Here is a 19,619-nt window from a genome sequence, read left to right as displayed (position 1 = left end):
CCCCTCACTGACCGAGCGGCCGGCGTGGCAGAGGAGACGAGTACACGACACTCGTGGTCACCGAGCCGAGCGCGCCGATCCGGCCCGACACCTCCTTCAGGTGGCGCATCGACCGGGCGGCGACCTTGATGACAAAGCAGTCGTCGCCCGTCACATGGTGGGCCTCCAGGATCTCCGGGGTCGCGGCGACCAGGTCGTGGAAGGGCTTGTAGTTGCCGTGCGGATAGCGCAGCCGCACAAACGCCAGGATCGACAGCCCGATCCGGTCCGGGTCCACCACGGCCGCGTACCCCTGGATGACACCCGCCTCCTCAAGGCGCCGCACCCGCTCGGTGACCGCGCTCGGCGACATGGAGACGGCCCGCGCGAGCTCGGCGAAGCTGGCCCGCCCGTCGCGCTGGAGGACATCGAGGATGCGCCAGTCGGTGGCGTCCGGGGAAAACACGGTCATGGGCGATCAGTAGCAGGGGAAACCACGGCCGGACAAGGGCAACGCCGGGGATCGAACCTTCCGGCGCGCGATCAGGAATCGTAGATTTCTGGCCGAAACCACCCGACCGGAAGGCCAGACCATGACATCGAGCGCCGTCGCCGCCACCAACCCCGTCCTGCGCGTCCCTCCGGCCGCCCCCGCCGACGCCGCCGCCCACTTCCGGGCGAGCCTCGCCTTCCACGCGGACGTCTCCGATGTCGCCGCCGCACTCGCCACCGGTGACGATCCGGGCTTCGTCGTCCTGGACTCGCGTTCCACCGCGGCCTGGGACCAGGGCCACGTCCCGGGCGCGCTGCACCTGCCGACCGCGCTCATGGCCGAGCAGGCCGAGCGGCTTCTGGACAGATCCGTACCCGTGGTGACGTACTGCTGGGGCCCCGGCTGCAACGGCGCCACCCGCGCGGCCCTCGCCCTCGCCGAACTCGGCTACCGGGTCAAGGAGATGCTCGGCGGCTTCGAGTACTGGGTCCGGGAGGGCTTCGCGTACGAGACCTGGCAGGGCGGCGAGCGCCGGACGGCCGATCCGCTCACGGCACCCGTCGACGGGGACTGCGGCTGCTGAACGCCGGTTCGACCCGGGGAAGCCGTGGGGAGTGGCGTCCGCGGGCAGCGGTATCAAAAGCAGGTGCGGCCGCCGGAGCCGCTCCCCATCATGGTCTTCCATGCCCCGACTTCCGCACCCCGCCCCCGAGGCCCTGCGCCGCGACCCGCTGCCCCTGCGCGGCCGTACCGCCCTCGTCACCGGAGCCAGCCGGCGCGGCGGCATCGGACACGCCGTGGCCCGCCGGCTGGCGGCGTACGGCGCGAGTGTGTACCTGCACCACCACGTCCCGCACGACGCCGCCCTGCCCTGGGGCGCCGACCGGCCCGAGGAGGTGGCCGCCTCCGTGCGCGAGGCGCTGGGCGATGCGCGGGCCACGGTCCTGGAAGGCCCCGGCGACCTGACCGATCCGGAGGCGCCCGCGGCCCTGGTCGCCACCGCCACCGAGGCGCTCGGCGGACACCTCGACATCCTCGTCGCCAACCACGCCCTCAGCGGATCCGACGGCACGCTCGACACCATTGACGCGGCGATGCTGGACGCGCACTGGGCCGTGGACACCCGCTCCGTCCTGCTGCTGGTCCAGGCCTTCGCCCGGCAGCCGGAACGTCCTCGCGGGGGCCGCGTGACGATGATGACCTCCGGTCAGGACATCGCGGGCGGTATGCCCGGCGAGATCGCCTACGCCCTTCAGAAGGGCGCGCTCGCCTCGATCACCCGGTCCCTGTCGACGACGCTCGCCGAGCGCGGGATCACGGTGAACACGGTCAACCCCGGCCCCGTGGACACCGACTACCTCACCGGCGACGCCTACGACGCGATCGCCGCGATGTTCCCCGCCGGGCGCTGGGGCATGCCGGACGACCCCGCCCGCCTCATCGCGTGGCTGGCCACGGACGAGGCGGGCTGGATCACCGGCCAGGTCATCGACTCCGAGGGCGGATTCCGGCGCTGAGACGCCGAGGCGCCCAGACCCTCGGGCGAGCGGAACGGGACCGCGGTCCTCAGAGCTTCGACAGCTCGTCCACCAGGTCGTCGAGGCCCAGCGAACCCTGCGACAGCGCCGCCATGTGCCACGCCTTCAGGTCAAAGGCGTCGCCGTGCCGCTCGCGGGCCTTCTCCCGGCCCAGCAGCCAGGCGCGCTCGCCCAGCTTGTAGCCGATGGCCTGGCCCGGGATCGTCAGATACCGGGTCAGCTCGCTCTCCACGAAGTCCGCCGGACGGCTGCTGTGCCCGCCGAAGAACTCCTGCGCCAGCTCGGGCGTCCAGCGCTCCCCGGGGTGGAACGGCGAGTCGGCCGGGATCTCCAGCTCCAGGTGCATACCGATGTCGACGATGACCCGGGTGGCCCGCATCATCTGCGCGTCCAGGTAGCCGAGCCGCTCCTCGGCGTCGGTGAGGAAGCCCAGCTCGTCCATCAGCCGCTCCGCGTACAGCGCCCAGCCCTCGGCGTTGGCGCTCACCCCGCCGATGGTGGCCTGGTAGCGGGAGAGGTCTCCGGCGACGTGCGCCCACTGGGCGAGCTGGAGGTGATGACCGGGGACACCCTCGTGGTACCAGGTCGAGACGAGGTCGTAGACCGGGAAGCGGGTCTGGCCCATCGTCGGCAGCCAGGTCTGGCCGGGGCGGGAGAAGTCCTCCGACGGGGCCGTGTAGTAGGGCGCGGCCGCGCTGCCGGGCGGGGCGATGCACGACTCCACCTTCCGTACCCGCTCGGCGAGTTCGAAGTGGGTGCCGTCGAGCGCCTCGATCGCCTGGTCCATCAGGCCCTGGAGCCAGTCGCGGACCTCGTCGACCCCCTCGATGTGCCGGCCGTGCTCGTCGAGGTGCGCGAGCGCCACCCAGGGCGTCGCGGCGCCCGGCAGGATCTTCTCCGCCTCCTGGCGCATCTCGGCGAGCAGCCGGTGGTACTCGGACCAGCCGTACGCGTACGCCTCGTCCAGGTCGAGGTCGGTGCCGTTGTAGTAGCGCGCCCAGCGGGCGTAGCGCTCGCGGCCCACGGTGTTGGACGCGCCCTCGATCGTCGGCGCGTACACGTCGCGCATCCAGTCCCGCAGCTCCACCACGGCCGCGGTGGCCCGCCGGGCCGCCTCGTCCAGCCCGGCGCGCAGGGACTCGGGTCCGGCCGCGGCGAAGTCCTCGAACCAGCCGCGCCCGGTGCCGTCCACGTCGGACCACTCGGTGAGCTGTTCCACCAGGGTCGCCGTGGGGCGCGGGGCGGCGTACAGCTTGCGGTGCAGGCCGAGCTGGAGGGCCTCGCGGTATCCGCCCAGCGAGGCCGGCACCGCGCGCAGCCGCTCGGTGATCGCGGCCCAGTCCTCGTCGGTCTCGGTCGGCGTCACCGTGAACACCTCGCGCACGAGGTGCAGCGGTGTGCCCAGGTTGCCGACCCAGCGCAGCCCCTCGTCGGCGTCGTGCACCGCGAGTTCGGCGGTCAGCCGCTCGCGCAGCAGGCGCGCGCACCGGCGCTCGATGTCACTGTCCGCGCCGGGCAGCCGCTCGGCCGCGTCGAGCTCGGCGAGGGTGGCCCGCGCGAGCGCGGCGACCGCCTCCTGGCCCGCGGGCGAGAGATCGGGCAGCCGGCTCGAACTCTCCTTCACACCCAGATAGGTACCGGTGACCGGGTCGAGGGCGATGAGCTCGTCGACGTAGGCGTCGGCGATCTGTCGGGGCAGCTGCGGGCTCTTGGTCTCTGACATGCGGTCCATCCTCATACGAGTGCCCGCCGCACGTCACCCCGATTCGGCCGAGGGCGCAGACGGCAGCAGCGGCCCGCAGTCCCACTGCTGGAAGATCAACCGGGTCTCGACCCGTGCCACCTCCCGGCGGGAGGTGAACTCGTCGAGCACCAGCCGCTGGAGATCCGTCATGTCCGCGACGGCGACATGCACCAGATAGTCGTCGGGGCCGGTGAGATGGAAGACGGTCAACGACTCGGGCAGCGCCCGGATCCGCTCCACGAACGGCCCGACCAGTTCCCGGCTGTGCGGCCTGACCTGCACGGACAGCAACGCCTGGAGGCCACGGCCGAGTTTGGCCGGATCCAGCCGGAGCCGGTGCCCGAGGATCACGCCCGCCCGCCGCAGCCGGGTCACCCGGTCCAGACAGGTCGACGGCGCCACCCCGATCCGCGCGGCGAGATCGCGGTACGTCGTCCGGGCGTCGTTCTGAAGCAGTCGCAGCAGTTCGAGGTCCACCGGGTCCAGTACGACGGATTCGGGCATCGGCCGAACGTAGCACGGACATCGGCGGCCGTACCCCGGTCCGCGTTCACCCTGGCGTCCATGGACACGTACCCCGCACCGAGAGCGCTGGCCACCGAAGCCGTGCACGCCGGCCGCGACGACCTGGCCCGGCAGGGACTGCACGCCGCACCGATCGACCTGTCCACCACCTACCCGTCGTACGACAGCCGCGGTGAGGCCGCCCGGATCGACGCCTTCGCCGCCACCGGCGCCGAACCGGCCGGCCCGCCCGTCTACGGCCGGCTCGGCAATCCGACCGTCGCCCGCTTCGAGACCGCCCTGGCCCGGCTGGAGGGCACCGACTCCGCGGTCGCCTTCGCCAGCGGCATGGCGGCCCTGACCGCGGTCCTCCTCGTACGGGCCTCGCGCGGTCTGCGCCATGTCGTCGCCGTCCGGCCGCTGTACGGATGCAGCGACCATCTGCTCACCGCCGGACTGCTCGGCTCCGAGGTCACCTGGACCGACCCGGCCGGCATCGCCGACGCGCTGCGCCCGGACACCGGCCTGGTGATGGTCGAGACACCGGCCAACCCGACCCTCGCCGAACTCGATCTGCGAGCCGTCGCGCACGCCTGCGGCTCGGTCCCGCTGCTCGCCGACAACACGTTCGCCACGCCGGTCCTGCAACGCCCGGCCGAGCACGGCGCGCGCCTGGTTCTGCACTCCGCGACCAAGTACCTCGGCGGCCACGGAGACGTCATGGCGGGTGTCGTCGCGTGCGACGAGGAACTCGCCGGGGCGCTGCGGCAGATACGGTTCGCCACCGGTGGCGTCCTGCATCCACTGGCCGGCTATCTGCTGCTGCGGGGCCTGGCGACCCTGCCGGTGCGGGTCCGGGCCGCCTCCGCGAACGCCGCCGAACTCGCCGCCCGGCTCGCCGCGGACCCGCGCGTCGCGCGCGTGCGCTACCCGCGCATCGGCGGCGCCATGATCGCCTTCGAGGTGCACGGCGACCCGCACGCCGTGATCGGCGCCGTGGAACTCGTCACCCCGGCGGTGAGCCTCGGCAGCGTCGACACCCTCATCCAGCACCCCGCCTCCATCAGCCACCGTGTCGTCGACGCCGACGACCGCAGGAACGCCGGCGTCGGTGACCGGCTGCTGCGTCTGTCGGTCGGACTGGAGGACGTCGACGACCTGTGGGCCGACCTGGACCGCGCACTGGACGCGGGGGCACGGCCGGAGCGGGGGAGCGGCCGGGCCGGCCCGGCGGAGGGGTGTTTGCGCAGTTCCCCGCTCCCCTGAGTGGTGGTCGTTCGGCCGCGGGCCGGTGGGGCTTGTCGCGCAGTTCCCCGCGCCCCTGAGTGGTGGTCGTTCGGCCGCGGGCCGGTGGGGCTTGTCGCGCAGTTCCCCGCGCCCCTGAGCGCTGCGCGGCGTCTGACGCCGGGCAGCGGCTCAGGGGCCAGGGGTGGTGCCTCAGTCCCGGACGAACCGCTCGCGCGGACCGTCGTACGGCAGCCGGGTCGTAACCGGGGTGGCGTCGAGCCGGGCCGTGATGACCAGGGTGCCCTCCTCGATCTGGTAGTCGAGGGGGAGGCCCAGGCCGCGCATCGCGGCGACCATGCCGGTGTTCGACGCCCGCGTCACCGCGTACACGCTCTCGCAGCCCGCCTCGACCGCCATCGCGACCAGCCGGCCCAGCAGTTCGCTGCCGATGCCGCGCCGCTGCCACGCGTCCTCGACCAGCAGGGCGACCTCGGTCTCGTCGCCGTCCCACAGCAGGTGGCCGAGGCCGACGACGCGCCCGGCGTCGGTCTGCACCGCGAGCGTGCGGCCGAAGCGCGGGCTCAGCAGGTGGTTGAGGTAACGGTCGGCGTCCCCGACGGGACCGTGGTAGCGCATGCCGAGCGTGCGGGCCGAGCAGCGCTCGTGCATCTCCCGCGCCGCGACGAGATCGTCGGGGTCGGCCCGCCGTACGGTGATGTCGTTGCCCTCGGGCAGCGTCAGTACGTCCATGCTGCGCGGGACGCGGGGGCCGAGCCGGGAATCCAGCTCGACCAGGGCGCGCGCCCGCGCGAACTCCGTCGGTGTGAACGGCAGATAGGGCCGCTCCACGGTGATCACTCCGCCTTCTGGTGCTCGCAGTCGCATCACGGTGTCCTCCAGCGCGCCCTCCACGGGTACGCCGTCCGGCACCCGGCCGGAGGCGGCGGGCTGCGCGGGCAGCGAGCGGATGGTGCACCGTCCCAACAACTGCCGCAGGGCCAGCGGAAGTTCCGCCGCGTCCAGAGCGGTTCGGGTGGCGAGGGAGAGGACCCGGGTCGGGGCGTCCACGAGGTCGTGCGCGTCAGCCCGCTCGATCCAGGTGTGAGTGCCCCCGGCCAGCGCGACCGTGCGGGTGAGCTCCGCCGCGCCCAGCTCCGCCGGGCTGCGGAGCAGGAACTCGTCCACGGTCTGCTCGCCCAGCGGATGCGTCTGGAGGCTGAGGATGTCGACGCGGTGTCCGGCCAGTGCCGTGCACAGCGCGGCCAGGGCGCCCGGTGCGTCCTGGACCGTCGTCCGCATCCGCCACAGCGTGCTCTCCGCCCCGGCGGCGTGTCCCTCCGCCACCTGTCCGGTCGAGGGGTCGGACGGCCCGGCCCGCCGCTCCGCGGAGCGCGGCCGGGCATCGGTATCGGACGTCGGGGGTGCGTGACCGTGGCGGCGTGACCACCATGTGTGGAACGCGGCCGTGGCGAGCAGCACCACCGCGGAGATCACCAGGAGCGCCGGTCCGTCGGGGCCGTGCCCGATCAAGTTGGCCACGGCGTCCGCGACCGCGACCGCCGTGAACAGGGCCGCGAGTTCGACGACGTCACGCCGCCAGTGGTGCACAGGACGTCCGTGTTTCGACCGGGTCGGTTCAGACAGGTTCCGATTCATGCAGCCACTGTGAAGGAAGGGTGTTGCGTGATCACGAACGTCCTGTGTCTGATCGGTAAAAGCTGCTTATGCCCTTTTTCTCGGTTTCCCCTCGGGCGGGTCACGGAGGACGCGCGGCCGGACAACACCGCTGGTGGGCGCGGGTCGTCCGGCCACGCGCGTCTTACTGGCCGACGCGCCCCGGGGTGAGCGTCCGGGTGAACAGCACGGTGCCGTCCTGCTCACGCAGCCGGACGGTCAGCTCGGCGGTGCCGCCGTCGATGTCGACCTCGCCGAAGAACTGGTAGCCCTCGGCGGGCGAGACGTTGGCGACCGTCGGCGCCTTCAGGAACACCCGCTCGGGCCCGAAGGTGTTGTCGAGCGCGTTCGCCGGGAAGGCACCCGCGTTCAGCGGGCCGGAGACGAACTCCCAGAACGGCTCGAAGTCGGTGAACGCGGCCCGCGACGGCTGGTAGTGCTGCGCCGACGTGTAGTGCACGTCGGCTGTCAGCCAGACCGTGCCGGTGATCCGCCGGTGCTTGATGTACCGCAGCAGTTCGGCGATCTGGAGCTCCCGGCCCAGCGGGGCGCCCGGGTCGCCCTGCGCGACCGCCTCGATGTTCGGCTTGCCGTCGCCGGTGTCGGGCACGACGAGGCCGATCGGCATGTCGGAGGCGATCACCTTCCACACCGCGCGCGAGCGGGACAGCTCACGCTTCAGCCAGCGCAGCTGCTCCGCGCCGAGGATGCCCCGCGGGTCGCTGCTCTGGTCGTCGGTCGAGTTGGCGTTGCGGTAGGTGCGCATGTCCAGGACGAACACGTCGAGGAGCGGGCCGTGGTGCTGGACGCGGTAGACGCGGCCGTCGGGGCGGCGCAGCGTGGAGATCGGGAAGTACTCGGAGAACGCCTGGCGGGCGCGGCCGGCGAGCACGTCGACGCGCTTCTCGGTGTAGCGGGTGTCGCCGAGGATCTCGCCCGGGTACCAGTTGTTGGTGACCTCGTGGTCGTCCCACTGGATGATCGAGGGGACCCGGGCGTTGAAGGCGCGCAGGTTCTCGTCCAGCAGGTTGTAGCGGAAGTTGCCGCGGAACTCGTTGAGGGTCTCGGCGACCTTCGCCTTCTCCTCGGTGACGATGTTCCGCCAGATCCGGCCGTCGGGCAGGGTCACGCTCTCGGTGACCGGGCCGTCGGCGTACACGTTGTCGCCGCTGCACAGGAAGAAGTCCGGGTCCAGCTTCGCCATCGCGTCGTAGATCCGGTAGCCGCCGAGCTCCGGGTTGATGCCCCAGCCCTGACCGGCCAGGTCGCCGGACCACACGAAGCGCACCCCGTCACGCCGCTTCACCGACGCCGTACGGAAGGTGCCGGTCACCGGCTCGCCGGTGCGGCGCGGGTCGTGCGGGTCGGCGAGCAGCACGCGGTAGTGGATCTGCTCGCCGGACGGCAGTCCGCGCAGCGCGGTCGTGCCGGTGAAGTCGGTGCCGGGGCCGAGCGTCGGGCCGTACCAGCGGTGCGCCCTGCGGAACGACTCGGTGCTGGACGTCTCGACGATCATCCGCGCGGGCCGGTCGGAACGCACCCACACCAGACCGGAGTCCGTCGCCACGTCACCGGCCTGCACACCCCAGGCCGCCTTCGGGCGCCCCGACAGGGCGAGGGCGGGCGCCGCGCCGAGGCCGACGGGCAGGGTCAGGGCCGCCGAGGCGGCGAGCGAGCCGCGCAGCACGCTGCGGCGGCCGGGGATCGAAGCGGGTGACATGAATGCGCCTCCAGGACGGGAACCGGCCAGTGTTGCGCTGTCACTCCTACTGGGGCGCCGCAGCGCACAGCCAAACCAGAAGTGAACAACTGACCGCCGGGGCGCCCCCGTGAAGCATGTCAGGCCGCCCTCGCCCCGGCCATCGCCCGGACTCCGGCCCTGATCCGCGCGGGAGACAGATGCGCGTACCCGAGGACCAGATGTACGGCGTCCGGATCCGTCGCCGCGCGTGCGTGTGTGTACTCCGCCAGGGGGCGTACGGCGATGCCGGCGGCCCGCACGCGTGCGAGGAAGTCTCTCTCGGGGCCGTACCGGGCGGGCAGCGCGGCGATGACGTGGAGTCCGGCGGCGATTCCGGTGACCTCCGCGCCGGGGAAGTACTCCGCCAGGGCGGCCACCAGGGCGTCACGGCGTTCCCGGTAGGCGCGCTGGCAGCGGCGGAGCTGGCGGTCGTAGTCGCCGCGCTCCACAAAGCGGGCGAACAGCTCCTGGTCGAGCGTCGGGTGGCCCAGGTCCAGGGTCCGCTTGCGCTCCACCGCCTCCTCGGCGAGCCACCGCGGGACCAGCAGCCAGCCGAGCCGGAGCCCGGGGGCGAGGGACTTGCTGACCGAGCCCGTGTAGGCGACGCGCTCCGGATCCAGTCCCTGGAGGGCGCCGACCGGGGCGCGGTCGTAGCGGAAGTCGCCGTCGTAGTCGTCCTCCAGGATCAGGCCGTCCACGGACCGCGCCCAGTCGAGCAGTTCGGCACGGCGCCGCGCGGAGTACGCGATACCGGTGGGGAACTGGTGGGACGGCGTCGTCACGACGGCCCGCACACCCGAGGCCCGCAGCGGCTTGATCGCGAGTCCCTCCCCGTCCAGCGGGACGGGCACGGTGGAGACGCCGGTCGAGGCGTAGAGCGCGTTGTGCTGCGGGCTGCCCGGGTCCTCGACGCCGACAGCCCTCGTCCCGCGCGCGTGCAGCACCAGACCGAGCAGCGCCGATGCCTGCGCGACCCCGGAGACCACCACGATCCGCTCCGGGTCCGCGACCACACCCCGGCGCCGCGCGAGCAGCGCGGCCAGCGCGGTACGCAGCCGGGGCAGACCGCGCGGGTCGGGGTAGCCCAGCGCGCCGTGCGGCACCTCCGCCATCGTGGCGCGCTGCGCCGCCGCCCAGGCGGCCCGCGGGAACAGGGCGAGGTCGGGTGTGCCGGGCACGAAGTCCGCCCGCGCGCCCGGTGTACGCGGGGCGAGGTCCCGCGCCCGCGGCCGCGCCTGCCGTACGGCCTCACCGACCCAGGTGCCCGCCCCGCGCCCGCTGCGCAGATAGCCCTCGGCCGTCAACTGCTCGTACGCCTCGGTGATCAGCCCCCGCGACACGCCGAGGTCGGCCGCCAGATCCCGGCTCGACGGCAGCCGCGTCCCCGGGGCGAGCCGGCCCGACCGTACGGCCTCGCGCAGCGCGGCCTGCAAGGAACGGCCACGCGCGCGTGCGGGCGCTCCGGCGGCGGGCAGCAGCAACTCCCAGGCGGCGGAGGCCGACGCGGCACCCGTGGCCGAGGGAGCCGTGTCGGCCGAGGGAGCGGTCTCGGCCGGGGGAGCGGTGTCGGCCCAGGGAGTGTCCCGCTCCGGATTGGTCTCCGATGCCCTCATGGAAGTGGACCTTAATCCGGACCGCCTTCCTTCCTAGCGTCGCCTCCATGAACGCCACCACCACGCGCGGAGCCCTGCTGGCCGCGCTCGCCTGTGTCCTCGTCGGAGGATCGTTCACCGCCAACAGCGTCCTGGGCGACTACCCGTACGCGGGTGGGCAGTTCCTGCGGTACGCCCTCGCCTGTGCGCTGCTGATCCCGCTGGCGGGCAGGGGCGCGGCGGCCCGCCTCAGGCGGCTGGTCCCGCGTCAGTGGGGGCGGCTGGCGCTGCTCGCGGCCGTCGGCATGGTCGGCTTCAACCTGGCGGTGCTCGCGGCGGAGCGCACCGCGGAACCGGCGGTCCCCGGTGTCTTCGTGGGCTGCGCGCCCGTCGTCGTCGCCGTACTGGTGCCCTTGGCCGCCGGCCGGCGACCCCAACGCGCCGTCCTGTGCGGCGCGTTGCTCGTGGCGTTCGGCGCCTTCACGGTCCAGGGCTGGGGGCGCACCGACGCCACGGGCATCGCCTTCTCGGTGTGCGCCCTCGTCGGAGAGGTCGGCTTCGCGATGCTCGCGGTGCCCGTGCTGCGGCCCCTGGGCCCCCGCCTGCTGTCGGTGACCGTGTGCGGTGTCGCGGCCGTGGAGTCGGCGGCGGTAGGACTGGCGATGGACGGCACGGCCTGGCTGCCACGCCCGGACGCCACCGAGACGGCGGCGCTGCTCTGGCAGGCAGCGGTGGTCACCGTCATCGGGTTCGTCTGCTGGTACATGGGCATGCAGCGGATCGGCGCCGAACGCGCCACCCTGTTCTCCGGCCTCATCCCGGTCGCCGCGGCCGCCACCGCGCCCCTCGTCGGAACGGGCTCCTACGGACTCGCGCAGGCCGTGGGCAGCGCCCTGGTCGGTGCCGGAGTCGCCCTGGGTTCGGGGGCGTTGCGTGCAGGGCGGCGCCGGGCGGCGACGTCCGCGGGGCGTGGCAGCGCGCGTGGGTCAGCGGCTGCCGTCGAGGAGGACGCGGGCGACGAGCGCCGGGTCGTCGTTCATCGGGACGTGCCCGCAGCCGGGCAGCCGGACCAGCCGGGCGTGCGGAATGATCCGCTTGGCGCGGACGCCCTGGCGGCGCAGCAGCAGCCGGTCCCGGCTGCCCCAGGCGACGGTGACGGGCACCCCGGTGACATCGTCGGTGAACTGCACGGTCGTACCGGCCCTGAGGGTCTCCGAGAAGCCCGTGGCCCCCGCCAGGGCGAGCGTCTCGGCGACCACGGCGTCCGGTGAGCGGCGCGCGGGACGGGCGTAGATCGTGCCGGCCAGCGCGGTGCGCCCCGCCGCCGTGCGGGACATCCGCTCCACCATCGGCAGGGGCATCCGGCGGGCGGTGTGCCGCATGGTGAGCAGCACGGCGAAGGCGTAACGCCGTTCCGCCTCGGTCCAGAACCCCGCGGGGGACAGGGCGGTGACGGACCGGACGAGCTTCTCGCTGCCGAGTTGCAGGGCGAGCAGTCCGCCCAGCGAGTTGCCCGCCACGTGCGGCCGGTCGAGTTCCAGCGCCTCGCAGAGCCCGGCCAGCACCAGACTCGTCGTCGGCAGGTCGTGGGCGAGCCCGTCGGGCAGGGAGGGGGACGCGCCGAAGCCGGGGATGTCGACGGCGACGACGTCCCGTTCGGTCGCGAGGATGTCCACCACCGGGTCCCAGGCCTGCCGGTGGTGCCCGATCCCGTGCAGCAGCAGGAGCGGTTCGCCCCTGCCCACGCGCGCGTAGGAGACGGTCACGGTCCGCGGGCCGTGCGGAGAGGGGACTTCGAAGGAGACGGTGGCGGACATGGCTGCTCCTCAACGGGTCGCCGGCGGACGCTTGGTGGACAGCTTGTCAGCAATTGCTACCGACGGGTAGTCCCGGGTGCCGAACGGGCGGTCCCGGGGTGTCGGCCGCGTGTCCCGGGGTGTCGGCCGTGTCGTCCCGGGGTGCCGAATGAGCCGTCTCGTCGTGCCGGACGTGTCGTCTCGTCGTGCCGAACGTGTCGTGCCGGGCGTTGCGCGCTGCCCGCCGGGGCGGACGACCGTGTCCATACGGACGTTGTGGTCCGTAACGCACCGATACCGCCTGGACATGGCACGGGCTGTCGGATGGGATGGACCGGTGAGCACCGAAACCGTGACCGACGTCTTCCAGGAGCACCGCCCCGTTCTCATCGGTGTGGCATATCGCATGCTCGGGCGGGTGGCCGACGCGGAGGACGTGGTGCAGGACGCCTGGATCCGCTGGTCGGCGGCGGACCGGGGAGACGTCCGGGAGCCCCGCGCCTACCTGGTCCGGGTGGTCACGCGGCTCGCCATCGACCGGCTTCGCCAGATCCGCACCCGCAACGAGGCCTACGTCGGCCCGTGGCTGCCGGAGCCGTACGTCACCGATTTCGGGGACACCGTCCCCGACACGGCCGAACGGGCGGTGCTCGCCGACTCCGTCTCGCTGGCCGTGCTGGTCGTCCTGGAGTCGCTCTCGCCGCTGGAGCGGGCCGTGTTCGTGCTCCGGGAGGCCTTCGGGTTCCCGTTCGCGGAGATCGCCACGATGCTCGACCGCGGCGAGCCCGCCGTACGCCAACTCGCCGCCCGCGCCCGCAAGCACGTCGACGAGAGACGGCCGCGCTACGAGGTCGACCCCGTGCGGCGCCGGGAGCTGACCGAGCGGTTCCTCGCCGCCGCGGCGGAGGGCGACCTGGACGGTCTGATGGAACTGCTCGCCCCGGACGTCCGCCTGGTGGGCGACAGCGGCGGCAAGGCCAAGGCGCCGGTGCGGGTCATGGAGAGCGCCGACCACGTGGGCCGGTTCATCGCCGGAGCCGCCCGAAAGGGCATCGCGGACGTGTCCTTCCGGGTACTGGAACTCAACGCGGGGCCCGCGATCCTCGTCCTCTCGGGTGGCAAGCCCGACGCTGTCTTCCAGGTGGACGTCACGGACGGGCGCATCCAGTCCGTCTACATCATGCGCAACCCGGACAAGCTGCGGTTCCTCGCGGATGTGTGAGCCGTATACGGCCCGCAGGTACCCAGTATGTCCGCCCCACGTCGGAGGCTTTGCCGCTACGTCACCATTGCGGGCCTTTGCGAACGCGTCATGAACGCTCCGCTGCGGGACCCCTCGCGGGGCCCCCGGGGATCGAGGATTGGTATTGACCAAGGGTGTGGGGCGTCCTATGGTCGACTGTTAGTGAAACAACCTTTAATAAACAAGGGCGCTAAAAAGCCGCCGGATCACGGCGATTGCGGAGGACAGGGTGGGGACCACGCAGCTGGAATCGGTGCCGGAACCGAAGTACTGGCATCTAAGGACCGTGCTGACCGAGGCACTGGACTCCGAGTTCGCGGTGGGCGAGATCCTGCCCAATGAGCGAGACCTCGCGGCCCGCTTCGGCGTCGCCCGCGCGACACTGCGGCAGGCACTCGAACAGCTTGAACTGGAGGGCAGGCTCCAGCGCCGCCGCGGTGTCGGTACGACCGTCGCGCCGCCGCGCATGGGCGTGGCCGTCGGCACCGAGCAGCACGCCTGGCCGGGCGCCGGAGACGACGCCTGGCAGGCCGCCGACTGCTCGCTGACCGAGCCGCCCGCGGCCGTCGCCGAGGCCCTGGAGGCCGGGCGCGACGAGCCGGTGCACAGGGTGCGCCGGACCCGGATGACCCATGGGCAGCCCGTGGCCGCGGAGCTGCTCTACATCCCGGAGTCCTCGGTCCCGGAGCTCACCGCCATAGACGCCCCCGCCGGGGCGGCACGCGCGCGTGCGGTGCTGCGCGAGTTGCAGCGCCTGGACCTGGAGGGCAGCGAGGGCGCCGTGGAGCTGGGCTCGGCCCACGCGGACGACGCCAAGGAGCTGGACCGGCTTCCCGGCGCGCCGGTCCTCATCGTCACCACCCGCTTCCTCGCCGCGGGCCGTACCGCCGCGGTCTCCGTCGCGACGTACCGCGCGGACACCTGCCGGCTGACGTTCGGGGACTCCGGCGGTGTGGAGATCCACGAGGGACCCGAGCGGAAGGCGTCCTGAGGGGCCGGAACCGCAGACGAGACACACGAACGGCATGTGACCGCGCCCCGGGCTTCCGGGGCGCGGTCACATGCCGTTCGCGAGGCTCTGGGGCCTCCCGGGAGCCCCTCAGTGGTTGGCCGGCTCCGGTCCCCGTCGGCCGGCCGTGACCGTGCTCTCCACCGCGAAGAGCTCCTCCTCGACATGGTCGAGCGCGAGCCGCAGCGCGCCCGTCGCCACCGCCGCCTCACCCAGCATGGACAGGGCGACCTTCGGGGGCCGCAGACAGTAGCGCGCGAGCTCCTGGCGCAGCGGCTCCAGGACGTCGTCCAGGCCGGACGCCCAGCCGCCCACCACGACCAGCTCCGGGTCCAGGGCCAGCACGAGGGCGGCGACATCGTGCACCAGACGCTTGGTGAAACGGTTCGTGGCCTCGCGGGCGCGCTCGTCGCCGCCGCGGGCCCGCGCGAAGACATCGGTGACCGCCTGCTCGTCCAGCGGATGCAGCGGCTCGTCCGTCGTGGACAGCAGCCGCTCCGGCGTCACCTCGCGCCCCAGCAGATGCAGCGCGCCGATCTCGCCCGCCGCCCCGCCGAAACCCCGGTGCAGCCGCCCGCCGATCAGCGAACCGGCCCCCGGACTCAGTCCCGCCAGGACGAACACCACGTCGTCGACGTCCCTGGCGCCGCCCTTCCAGTGCTCGGCCACGGCCGCCGCGTTGGCGTCGTTCTCCACAAGCACCGGACACTTGAAGGACCGGCCGAGCCGCTCGCCGAGGTTCAGCCCCGTCCAGTTCGGCAGCGCCGTGCCCAGCCGGACGATGCCGTCCGCCTCCACGATCCCCGGCGTGCCGACACCCACCGCGCGCAGCGACCCGCGAGGCACTCCGGCCCGCCGCAGCAGCTCCGCCACCGCGCCGCGCAGCCGCTCCAGGCGCTCGTCGGCCGTCGCCGTCTCGGCGACCTCCTTGGCCTGCGCGCCGATCACCCGGCCGTCCAGGTCGGACAGGAGCGCCGCCACCCGGTGGGCGTTGATCTCCAGGCCCAGCAGATGCCCGGCCTCGGCCCGGAACCGGAACCGTCGCGCTGGCCGTCCCTGGCGCCGCGCGGTGCCCTCCTCGGCCGCCGCTTCGACGACCAGCCCCGCCTCCATGAGCCCCTCGACCACACCCTCGACGGTCGGCCGGGACAGTCCGGTCACCCGGGTGATCTCGGTGAGCGTCGCGCAGTCCATGGCACGCAGCGCGTGCAGCACCACCGCGGAGTTGATCCTTCGCAGCAGCGAGGGATCCCCGCCGGTCAGCCGCCCCACCGTCCGTCCTCCCAGCTCGTGCGCGTGTTGCGCGGATCGTACTCGGCGCGGCTCAGCCCCGGCGAGTGCCCGGAACCGTGAACTCCGCCCCACTGCACCACTCAGCCCGGCGCCACGAACCCCGACTCGTACGCCGTGATCACCGCCTGTGTCCGATCTCGCGCCCCCAGTTTGGCGAGCACCGCGCTGACGTGCGACTTCACGGTCTCGGTGCCCACCACCAGCTGGGCGGCGATCTCCGCGTTCGACAGTCCGCGTGTCATCAGCCGCAGCACGTCGGACTCGCGCTCGGTGAGCCGGGCCCGGTCCAACACCGCCCGCGCGGCCCGGTTCCCGCCCCCGGCGCCGTACTCGGCGGCCAGTTGCCGCACCGACGCGGGGAACAGCAGCGACTCGCCGGCCGCGACCAGCCGCACCGCGTGCACGATCTCCGCGGGGCGGGCCCGCTTCAGCAGAAACCCGTCGGCACCGGCCCGCAGCGCCTCGTACACGTACTCGTCGTTCTCGAACGTCGTCACCACGAGGATCTTCGGCGGTGCGTCGACCGTCCGCAGCACCGCGCGTGTGGCCTCGATCCCGTCCATCAGCGGCATCCGTACGTCCATGGCGACCACGTCGGGCCGCAGTTGCCGCACCAGCGGGATCACGGCCGCCCCGTCGGCCGCCTCACCGACCACCTCGATGTCCGGCTGCGCCTCCAACACGGCCCGCAGGCCCGCGCGGACGAGCGGTTCGTCGTCGACGAGGAGAACGGTGACCGGCATCCGGCCAGCGTAGATCAGCGCAGCGGCAGCTCCACCCGGACCTGCCACTCTCCGGCGTCCGGCCCGGTGTGCGCCCGGCCGCCCAGAAGCGCGGCGCGCTCGCGGATGCCGCGCAGCCCACTGCCCCGGCCCGGTCCGGGTGTCCCGTCCGTCAGCGGGTTGCGTACCTCCAGGTCCAGCGTGTCGCCCACCACCCCGATCCGGACCCGCACCGGGACGTCGCCCGCATGCCGCAGCACGTTGGTCAGCGCCTCCTGGAGGATCCGGTAGCCCTCCCGCGAGGCCGGGCCCGGGACCGTGTCCAAGGGGCCGGTCACCTCGGCGTCCACCTTCGCGCCGGAGGAGCGGGCCGACTCCAGGAGCCGGTCCGCGTCGACCAGCGTCGGCCGGCTGCTCCCCGGCCGCTCCGACGCGCGCAACACGCCGAGCACCCGCTCCAGATCCTCCAGCGCGGTCCGGCCGGTCTCCTCGATCGCGGCCAGGGCCCGGTCGGTGAACACCGGGTCGCCCGTCGCCCGCGCGGCGCCCGCCTGCACCACCGCCACGGTCAGGGCATGGCCGATCGAGTCGTGCAACTCGCGCGCGATCCGGGTGCGTTCGAGCAACTGCTCGGTGCGCTCCTCCAGCGCGGCCACCCGCTCGCCGGGTGAGGGCCCGAGCAGCCGACGCGCGACGCGGGTGATCAGCTCGCCGAGGCCGACGACCGCAACACCCAGGCACAGCAGGGGCAGCGGCGCCAGAAGGGCGTAGGCCCAGTGGGGGTCGTCGATCGGGAGCAGCGGGTTGTCGTCGACGGAGTGGCCCAGCGCGGCCCGCACCAGGTCCACGGTGAGGACCGGCAGCCAGACCGTCGCGAAGACGGCCGCCGTGCCGATGGCCAGGCGCGCCTCCAGCCACACCACGGTCCGCAGCCGGTCGCCCCAGGCCGTGGCCCGGAGCGTGGAGATCTCCGGCTCCGGTTCGTCCGGGATCAGCATGAACCGCGCCTGGAGCCCCTCACCCCGGCGCACGGCGGGGATCAGCCCCGCCGGGATCAGCAGCAGCGCGGGCACCCAGGGCCGGGACGGGTCGATGAACATCCACACACTCAGCACCAGCACCGGCACCAGCAGATGCAGCAGGCGGGTGTACGTCGTCCCCCGGACCAACGGGCGCAGCAAGCGGACCATTCGCCCATCGTGACAGCCACCTCCGACAACGGACCTCCCCCGGGCGGGGGAGACGATCTCCACCGGTGGGGGAGGCCCCCGCCCCACCGCGCGGGCCACGCTGCTGCCATGACAACGATCGACGTACGCGACCTCACCAAGGAGTTCGGCCCCAGACGGGCGGTGGACCACCTCACCTTCGGCGTCCGCCCCGGCCGTGTCACCGGCTTCCTCGGCCCCAACGGCGCCGGAAAGTCCACCACCATGCGGCTGGTGCTCGGCCTCGACCGGCCGACCTCCGGCACCGCGACGATCGGCGGCGAGGCCTACGCCACCGCGCGGGAGCCACTGCGCCGGGTCGGCGCCCTGCTCGACGCCCACGCGGCACACGGTTCCCGCACCGGCCGCGACCATCTGCGGATCCTGGCCACGAGCAACCGCGTACCAACGCGCAGGGTGGACGAGGTCCTGGAGGAGACCGGCCTCGCGACGGCCGCGCGCCGCCGGGTGCGGACGTACTCCCTCGGTATGCGGCAGCGCCTCGGTATCGCCGCGGCCCTGCTCGGCGACCCGCCCGTGATCATGCTCGACGAGCCGTCCAACGGGCTCGACCCGCAGGGCATCATCTGGATTCGCGGGCTGCTGCGCCAACTGGCCGACGAGGGGCGGACGGTACTGGTCTCCAGCCATCTCATGAACGAGACGGCGTCCTTCGCCGACCAGCTCGTCGTCCTCGGCAGGGGCCGGCTTCTCGCTGACCTGCCGATGCGCGAGTTCATCGACGCGCGCGTGCAACCGCGTGTCCGGGTGCGCACCGGCGACGACACGGCCCTCAGGCACACCCTCGCCCGGCACGGATTCGCCGTCGAGCGGGCCGGGGACGGCGCCTGGACCGTACGGGACGCGCGCGTGGACGACATCGGCCGCCTGGTCTCGCAGGCCGGGGTTCCGATCCTCGAACTCGCCTCGGAAGAGGGCACGTTGGAAGAGGCCTACCTGGACCTCACCGCGTCCGAGGCCGAGTACACCACCCAGCCGCAGGAGGCCTGACCATGTCGTTCACCCCCGTACTCGCCTCCGAGTGGCTGAAGATCCGCACCCTGCGGTCCCTGTACGGGTCCCTGGTCGCGCTGGTGGCCGTGGCGGCGGGGTTCGCCGGGCTCGCCGGGACGTCGGACACGGCGGACCCGGACTTCGACCCGCTGTTCACGGTCTTCCTGGGCGTCGGCCCGGCCCAGATCGCCGCGATCGCCTTCGGGGCCATGGCGGTGTCGTCCGAGTTCCAGGGCGGGGGACTGCGGCAGGCGCTGACGGCGGTGCCGCGGCGCGGACGCTGGTTCGCCGCCAAGGCGACGGCCGTCGCGGTACCGGCCCTGGTGGTGGGCCTGGTCACCGGCTCTCTGTCGCTCCTGGTGGGCCGCGCGGCCCTGGGGGAGGCCGCGGACGGCCTGACCGCGGCGGAGCAACTGCGCGGTGTGGCCGGCTGCGGGATCTACCTGATGCTGATGGCCCTCCTGGCGACGGGCCTCGCCGCCCTGCTCCGCAGCGGTGTCGCCACCCTGAGCATCCTCGTCCCGTTCGTCCTCGTCGTCTCCTTCGTGATCGGGGACGCGGCCGGCGGCGCGACGGACTTCCTGCCGGACCGGGCCGGCCAAGTGGCCCTGCACGAAACCTGGGACGGGGCCCTCGGCCCCTGGACCGGCCTCACCGTGACAGCCCTCTGGGCGGCGGTGGCCCTGGGGGCGGGGGCGTGGAGTGTGCACCGCCGCGACGCCTGAGCCGACCCGTACCGGGCACGCGGCCCCGGCCGTCACCGGGCCTCATCGGCTCCGCCTGTCACCCGGCCTCATCGGCCGCGACCGTCACCCGGCCTCATTGGCTCCGCCCGTTACCCG

General features: G+C 73.3%; 17 protein-coding genes and 1 pseudogene. 8 read left to right on the top strand and 10 right to left on the bottom strand.

What is annotated here, in order from left to right; translation table 11 throughout:
- Positions 1-4: 4 nt before the first annotated feature.
- Positions 5-451, bottom strand: coding sequence for an Lrp/AsnC family transcriptional regulator (locus ACIQAC_RS33480; RefSeq protein WP_402197827.1), 447 nt, complete (start codon positions 449-451; stop codon positions 5-7).
- A 121-nt stretch (positions 452-572) separates the two neighbouring features.
- Here ACIQAC_RS33480 and ACIQAC_RS33475 point away from each other — a divergent pair, with 121 nt between their 5' ends.
- Positions 573-1,055 (top strand): rhodanese-like domain-containing protein, encoded by a 483-nt coding sequence (locus tag ACIQAC_RS33475; protein WP_402197825.1) that lies wholly within the window; start codon positions 573-575, stop codon positions 1,053-1,055.
- Positions 1,056-1,155: 100 nt separating this feature from the next.
- Positions 1,156-1,989 (top strand): SDR family oxidoreductase, encoded by an 834-nt coding sequence (locus tag ACIQAC_RS33470; RefSeq protein WP_402197823.1) that lies wholly within the window; start codon positions 1,156-1,158, stop codon positions 1,987-1,989.
- A 49-nt stretch (positions 1,990-2,038) separates the two neighbouring features.
- Here the strand turns inward: ACIQAC_RS33470 and ACIQAC_RS33465 are convergent, their stop codons facing one another.
- Both ACIQAC_RS33465 and ACIQAC_RS33460 read right to left on the bottom strand, forming a co-directional pair.
- On the bottom strand, positions 2,039-3,733 hold the full coding sequence (locus ACIQAC_RS33465; RefSeq protein ID WP_402197820.1) for a DUF885 domain-containing protein: 1,695 nt from the start codon (positions 3,731-3,733) through the stop codon (positions 2,039-2,041).
- Between the two features lie 33 nt (positions 3,734-3,766).
- On the bottom strand, positions 3,767-4,258 hold the full coding sequence (locus ACIQAC_RS33460) for an Lrp/AsnC family transcriptional regulator (RefSeq protein WP_402197817.1): 492 nt from the start codon (positions 4,256-4,258) through the stop codon (positions 3,767-3,769).
- Positions 4,259-4,318: 60 nt separating this feature from the next.
- On the opposite strand from ACIQAC_RS33460, the gene ACIQAC_RS33455 reads away from it, so the two are divergent.
- The gene (locus ACIQAC_RS33455; RefSeq protein ID WP_402197814.1) at positions 4,319-5,524 is read left to right on the top strand and encodes a trans-sulfuration enzyme family protein; all 1,206 of its coding nucleotides are present in this window, start codon (positions 4,319-4,321) and stop codon (positions 5,522-5,524) included.
- Between the two features lie 171 nt (positions 5,525-5,695).
- On the opposite strand, the gene ACIQAC_RS33450 is transcribed toward ACIQAC_RS33455, so the two are convergent.
- The 3 genes from ACIQAC_RS33450 to ACIQAC_RS33440 all read right to left on the bottom strand — a co-directional run bounded on the left by ACIQAC_RS33450 (position 5,696) and on the right by ACIQAC_RS33440 (position 10,513).
- A complete protein-coding gene (locus tag ACIQAC_RS33450) occupies positions 5,696-7,093 on the bottom strand; it encodes a GNAT family N-acetyltransferase (RefSeq protein ID WP_402197811.1) in 1,398 nt (465 codons plus the stop codon).
- Positions 7,094-7,304: 211 nt separating this feature from the next.
- A complete protein-coding gene (locus ACIQAC_RS33445; RefSeq protein ID WP_402197809.1) occupies positions 7,305-8,879 on the bottom strand; it encodes an alkaline phosphatase D family protein in 1,575 nt (524 codons plus the stop codon).
- Positions 8,880-8,998: 119 nt separating this feature from the next.
- Entirely contained in the window at positions 8,999-10,513 is a 1,515-nt protein-coding gene (locus ACIQAC_RS33440) for a PLP-dependent aminotransferase family protein (RefSeq protein ID WP_402197807.1), read from the bottom strand.
- Between ACIQAC_RS33440 and ACIQAC_RS33435 the strand changes: the two are divergent.
- Positions 10,504-11,349: pseudogene (locus tag ACIQAC_RS33435) on the top strand (DMT family transporter); the annotation flags it as partial. The gene ACIQAC_RS33440 and the pseudogene ACIQAC_RS33435 overlap by 10 nt on opposite strands.
- A 129-nt stretch (positions 11,350-11,478) precedes the next feature.
- Here the strand turns inward: ACIQAC_RS33435 and ACIQAC_RS33430 are convergent.
- Positions 11,479-12,309 carry an alpha/beta fold hydrolase gene (locus tag ACIQAC_RS33430; protein WP_402197805.1) on the bottom strand — a complete coding sequence of 277 codons (831 nt, stop codon included), beginning with the start codon at positions 12,307-12,309 and terminating at the stop codon, positions 11,479-11,481.
- A gap of 316 nt (positions 12,310-12,625) precedes the next feature.
- On the opposite strand from ACIQAC_RS33430, the gene ACIQAC_RS33425 reads away from it, so the two are divergent.
- Both ACIQAC_RS33425 and ACIQAC_RS33420 read left to right on the top strand, forming a co-directional pair.
- The gene (locus ACIQAC_RS33425) at positions 12,626-13,510 is read left to right on the top strand and encodes an RNA polymerase sigma-70 factor (protein WP_402197804.1); all 885 of its coding nucleotides are present in this window, start codon (positions 12,626-12,628) and stop codon (positions 13,508-13,510) included.
- A 250-nt stretch (positions 13,511-13,760) separates the two neighbouring features.
- A complete protein-coding gene (locus ACIQAC_RS33420) occupies positions 13,761-14,522 on the top strand; it encodes a GntR family transcriptional regulator (RefSeq protein WP_402197801.1) in 762 nt (253 codons plus the stop codon).
- A gap of 108 nt (positions 14,523-14,630) precedes the next feature.
- On the opposite strand, the gene ACIQAC_RS33415 is transcribed toward ACIQAC_RS33420, so the two are convergent.
- From ACIQAC_RS33415 to ACIQAC_RS33405, 3 genes are all read right to left on the bottom strand, one after another.
- Positions 14,631-15,812: an ROK family transcriptional regulator gene (locus ACIQAC_RS33415; protein WP_402197799.1), complete on the bottom strand. Its 1,182-nt coding sequence runs from the start codon at positions 15,810-15,812 to the stop codon at positions 14,631-14,633.
- 101 nt (positions 15,813-15,913) lie between these two features.
- On the bottom strand, positions 15,914-16,576 hold the full coding sequence (locus ACIQAC_RS33410; RefSeq protein WP_402197798.1) for a response regulator: 663 nt from the start codon (positions 16,574-16,576) through the stop codon (positions 15,914-15,916).
- A gap of 14 nt (positions 16,577-16,590) precedes the next feature.
- A complete protein-coding gene (locus ACIQAC_RS33405; protein ID WP_402197796.1) occupies positions 16,591-17,745 on the bottom strand; it encodes a sensor histidine kinase in 1,155 nt (384 codons plus the stop codon).
- A gap of 108 nt (positions 17,746-17,853) precedes the next feature.
- Here ACIQAC_RS33405 and ACIQAC_RS33400 point away from each other — a divergent pair, with 108 nt between their 5' ends.
- On the top strand, positions 17,854-18,774 hold the full coding sequence (locus ACIQAC_RS33400; RefSeq protein ID WP_402197794.1) for an ABC transporter ATP-binding protein: 921 nt from the start codon (positions 17,854-17,856) through the stop codon (positions 18,772-18,774).
- A gap of 2 nt (positions 18,775-18,776) precedes the next feature.
- Positions 18,777-19,502, top strand: coding sequence for an ABC transporter permease (locus ACIQAC_RS33395; RefSeq protein WP_402197793.1), 726 nt, complete (start codon positions 18,777-18,779; stop codon positions 19,500-19,502).
- Positions 19,503-19,619 lie beyond the last annotated feature (117 nt).

It is taken from the genome of Streptomyces sp. NPDC088387 (assembly GCF_044753385.1).
In the GTDB taxonomy this organism is placed as follows: domain Bacteria; phylum Actinomycetota; class Actinomycetes; order Streptomycetales; family Streptomycetaceae; genus Streptomyces.
The sequence above is the reverse complement of the archived record's forward strand: the minus strand, read 5'-3'. Positions and strand labels throughout refer to the sequence as shown.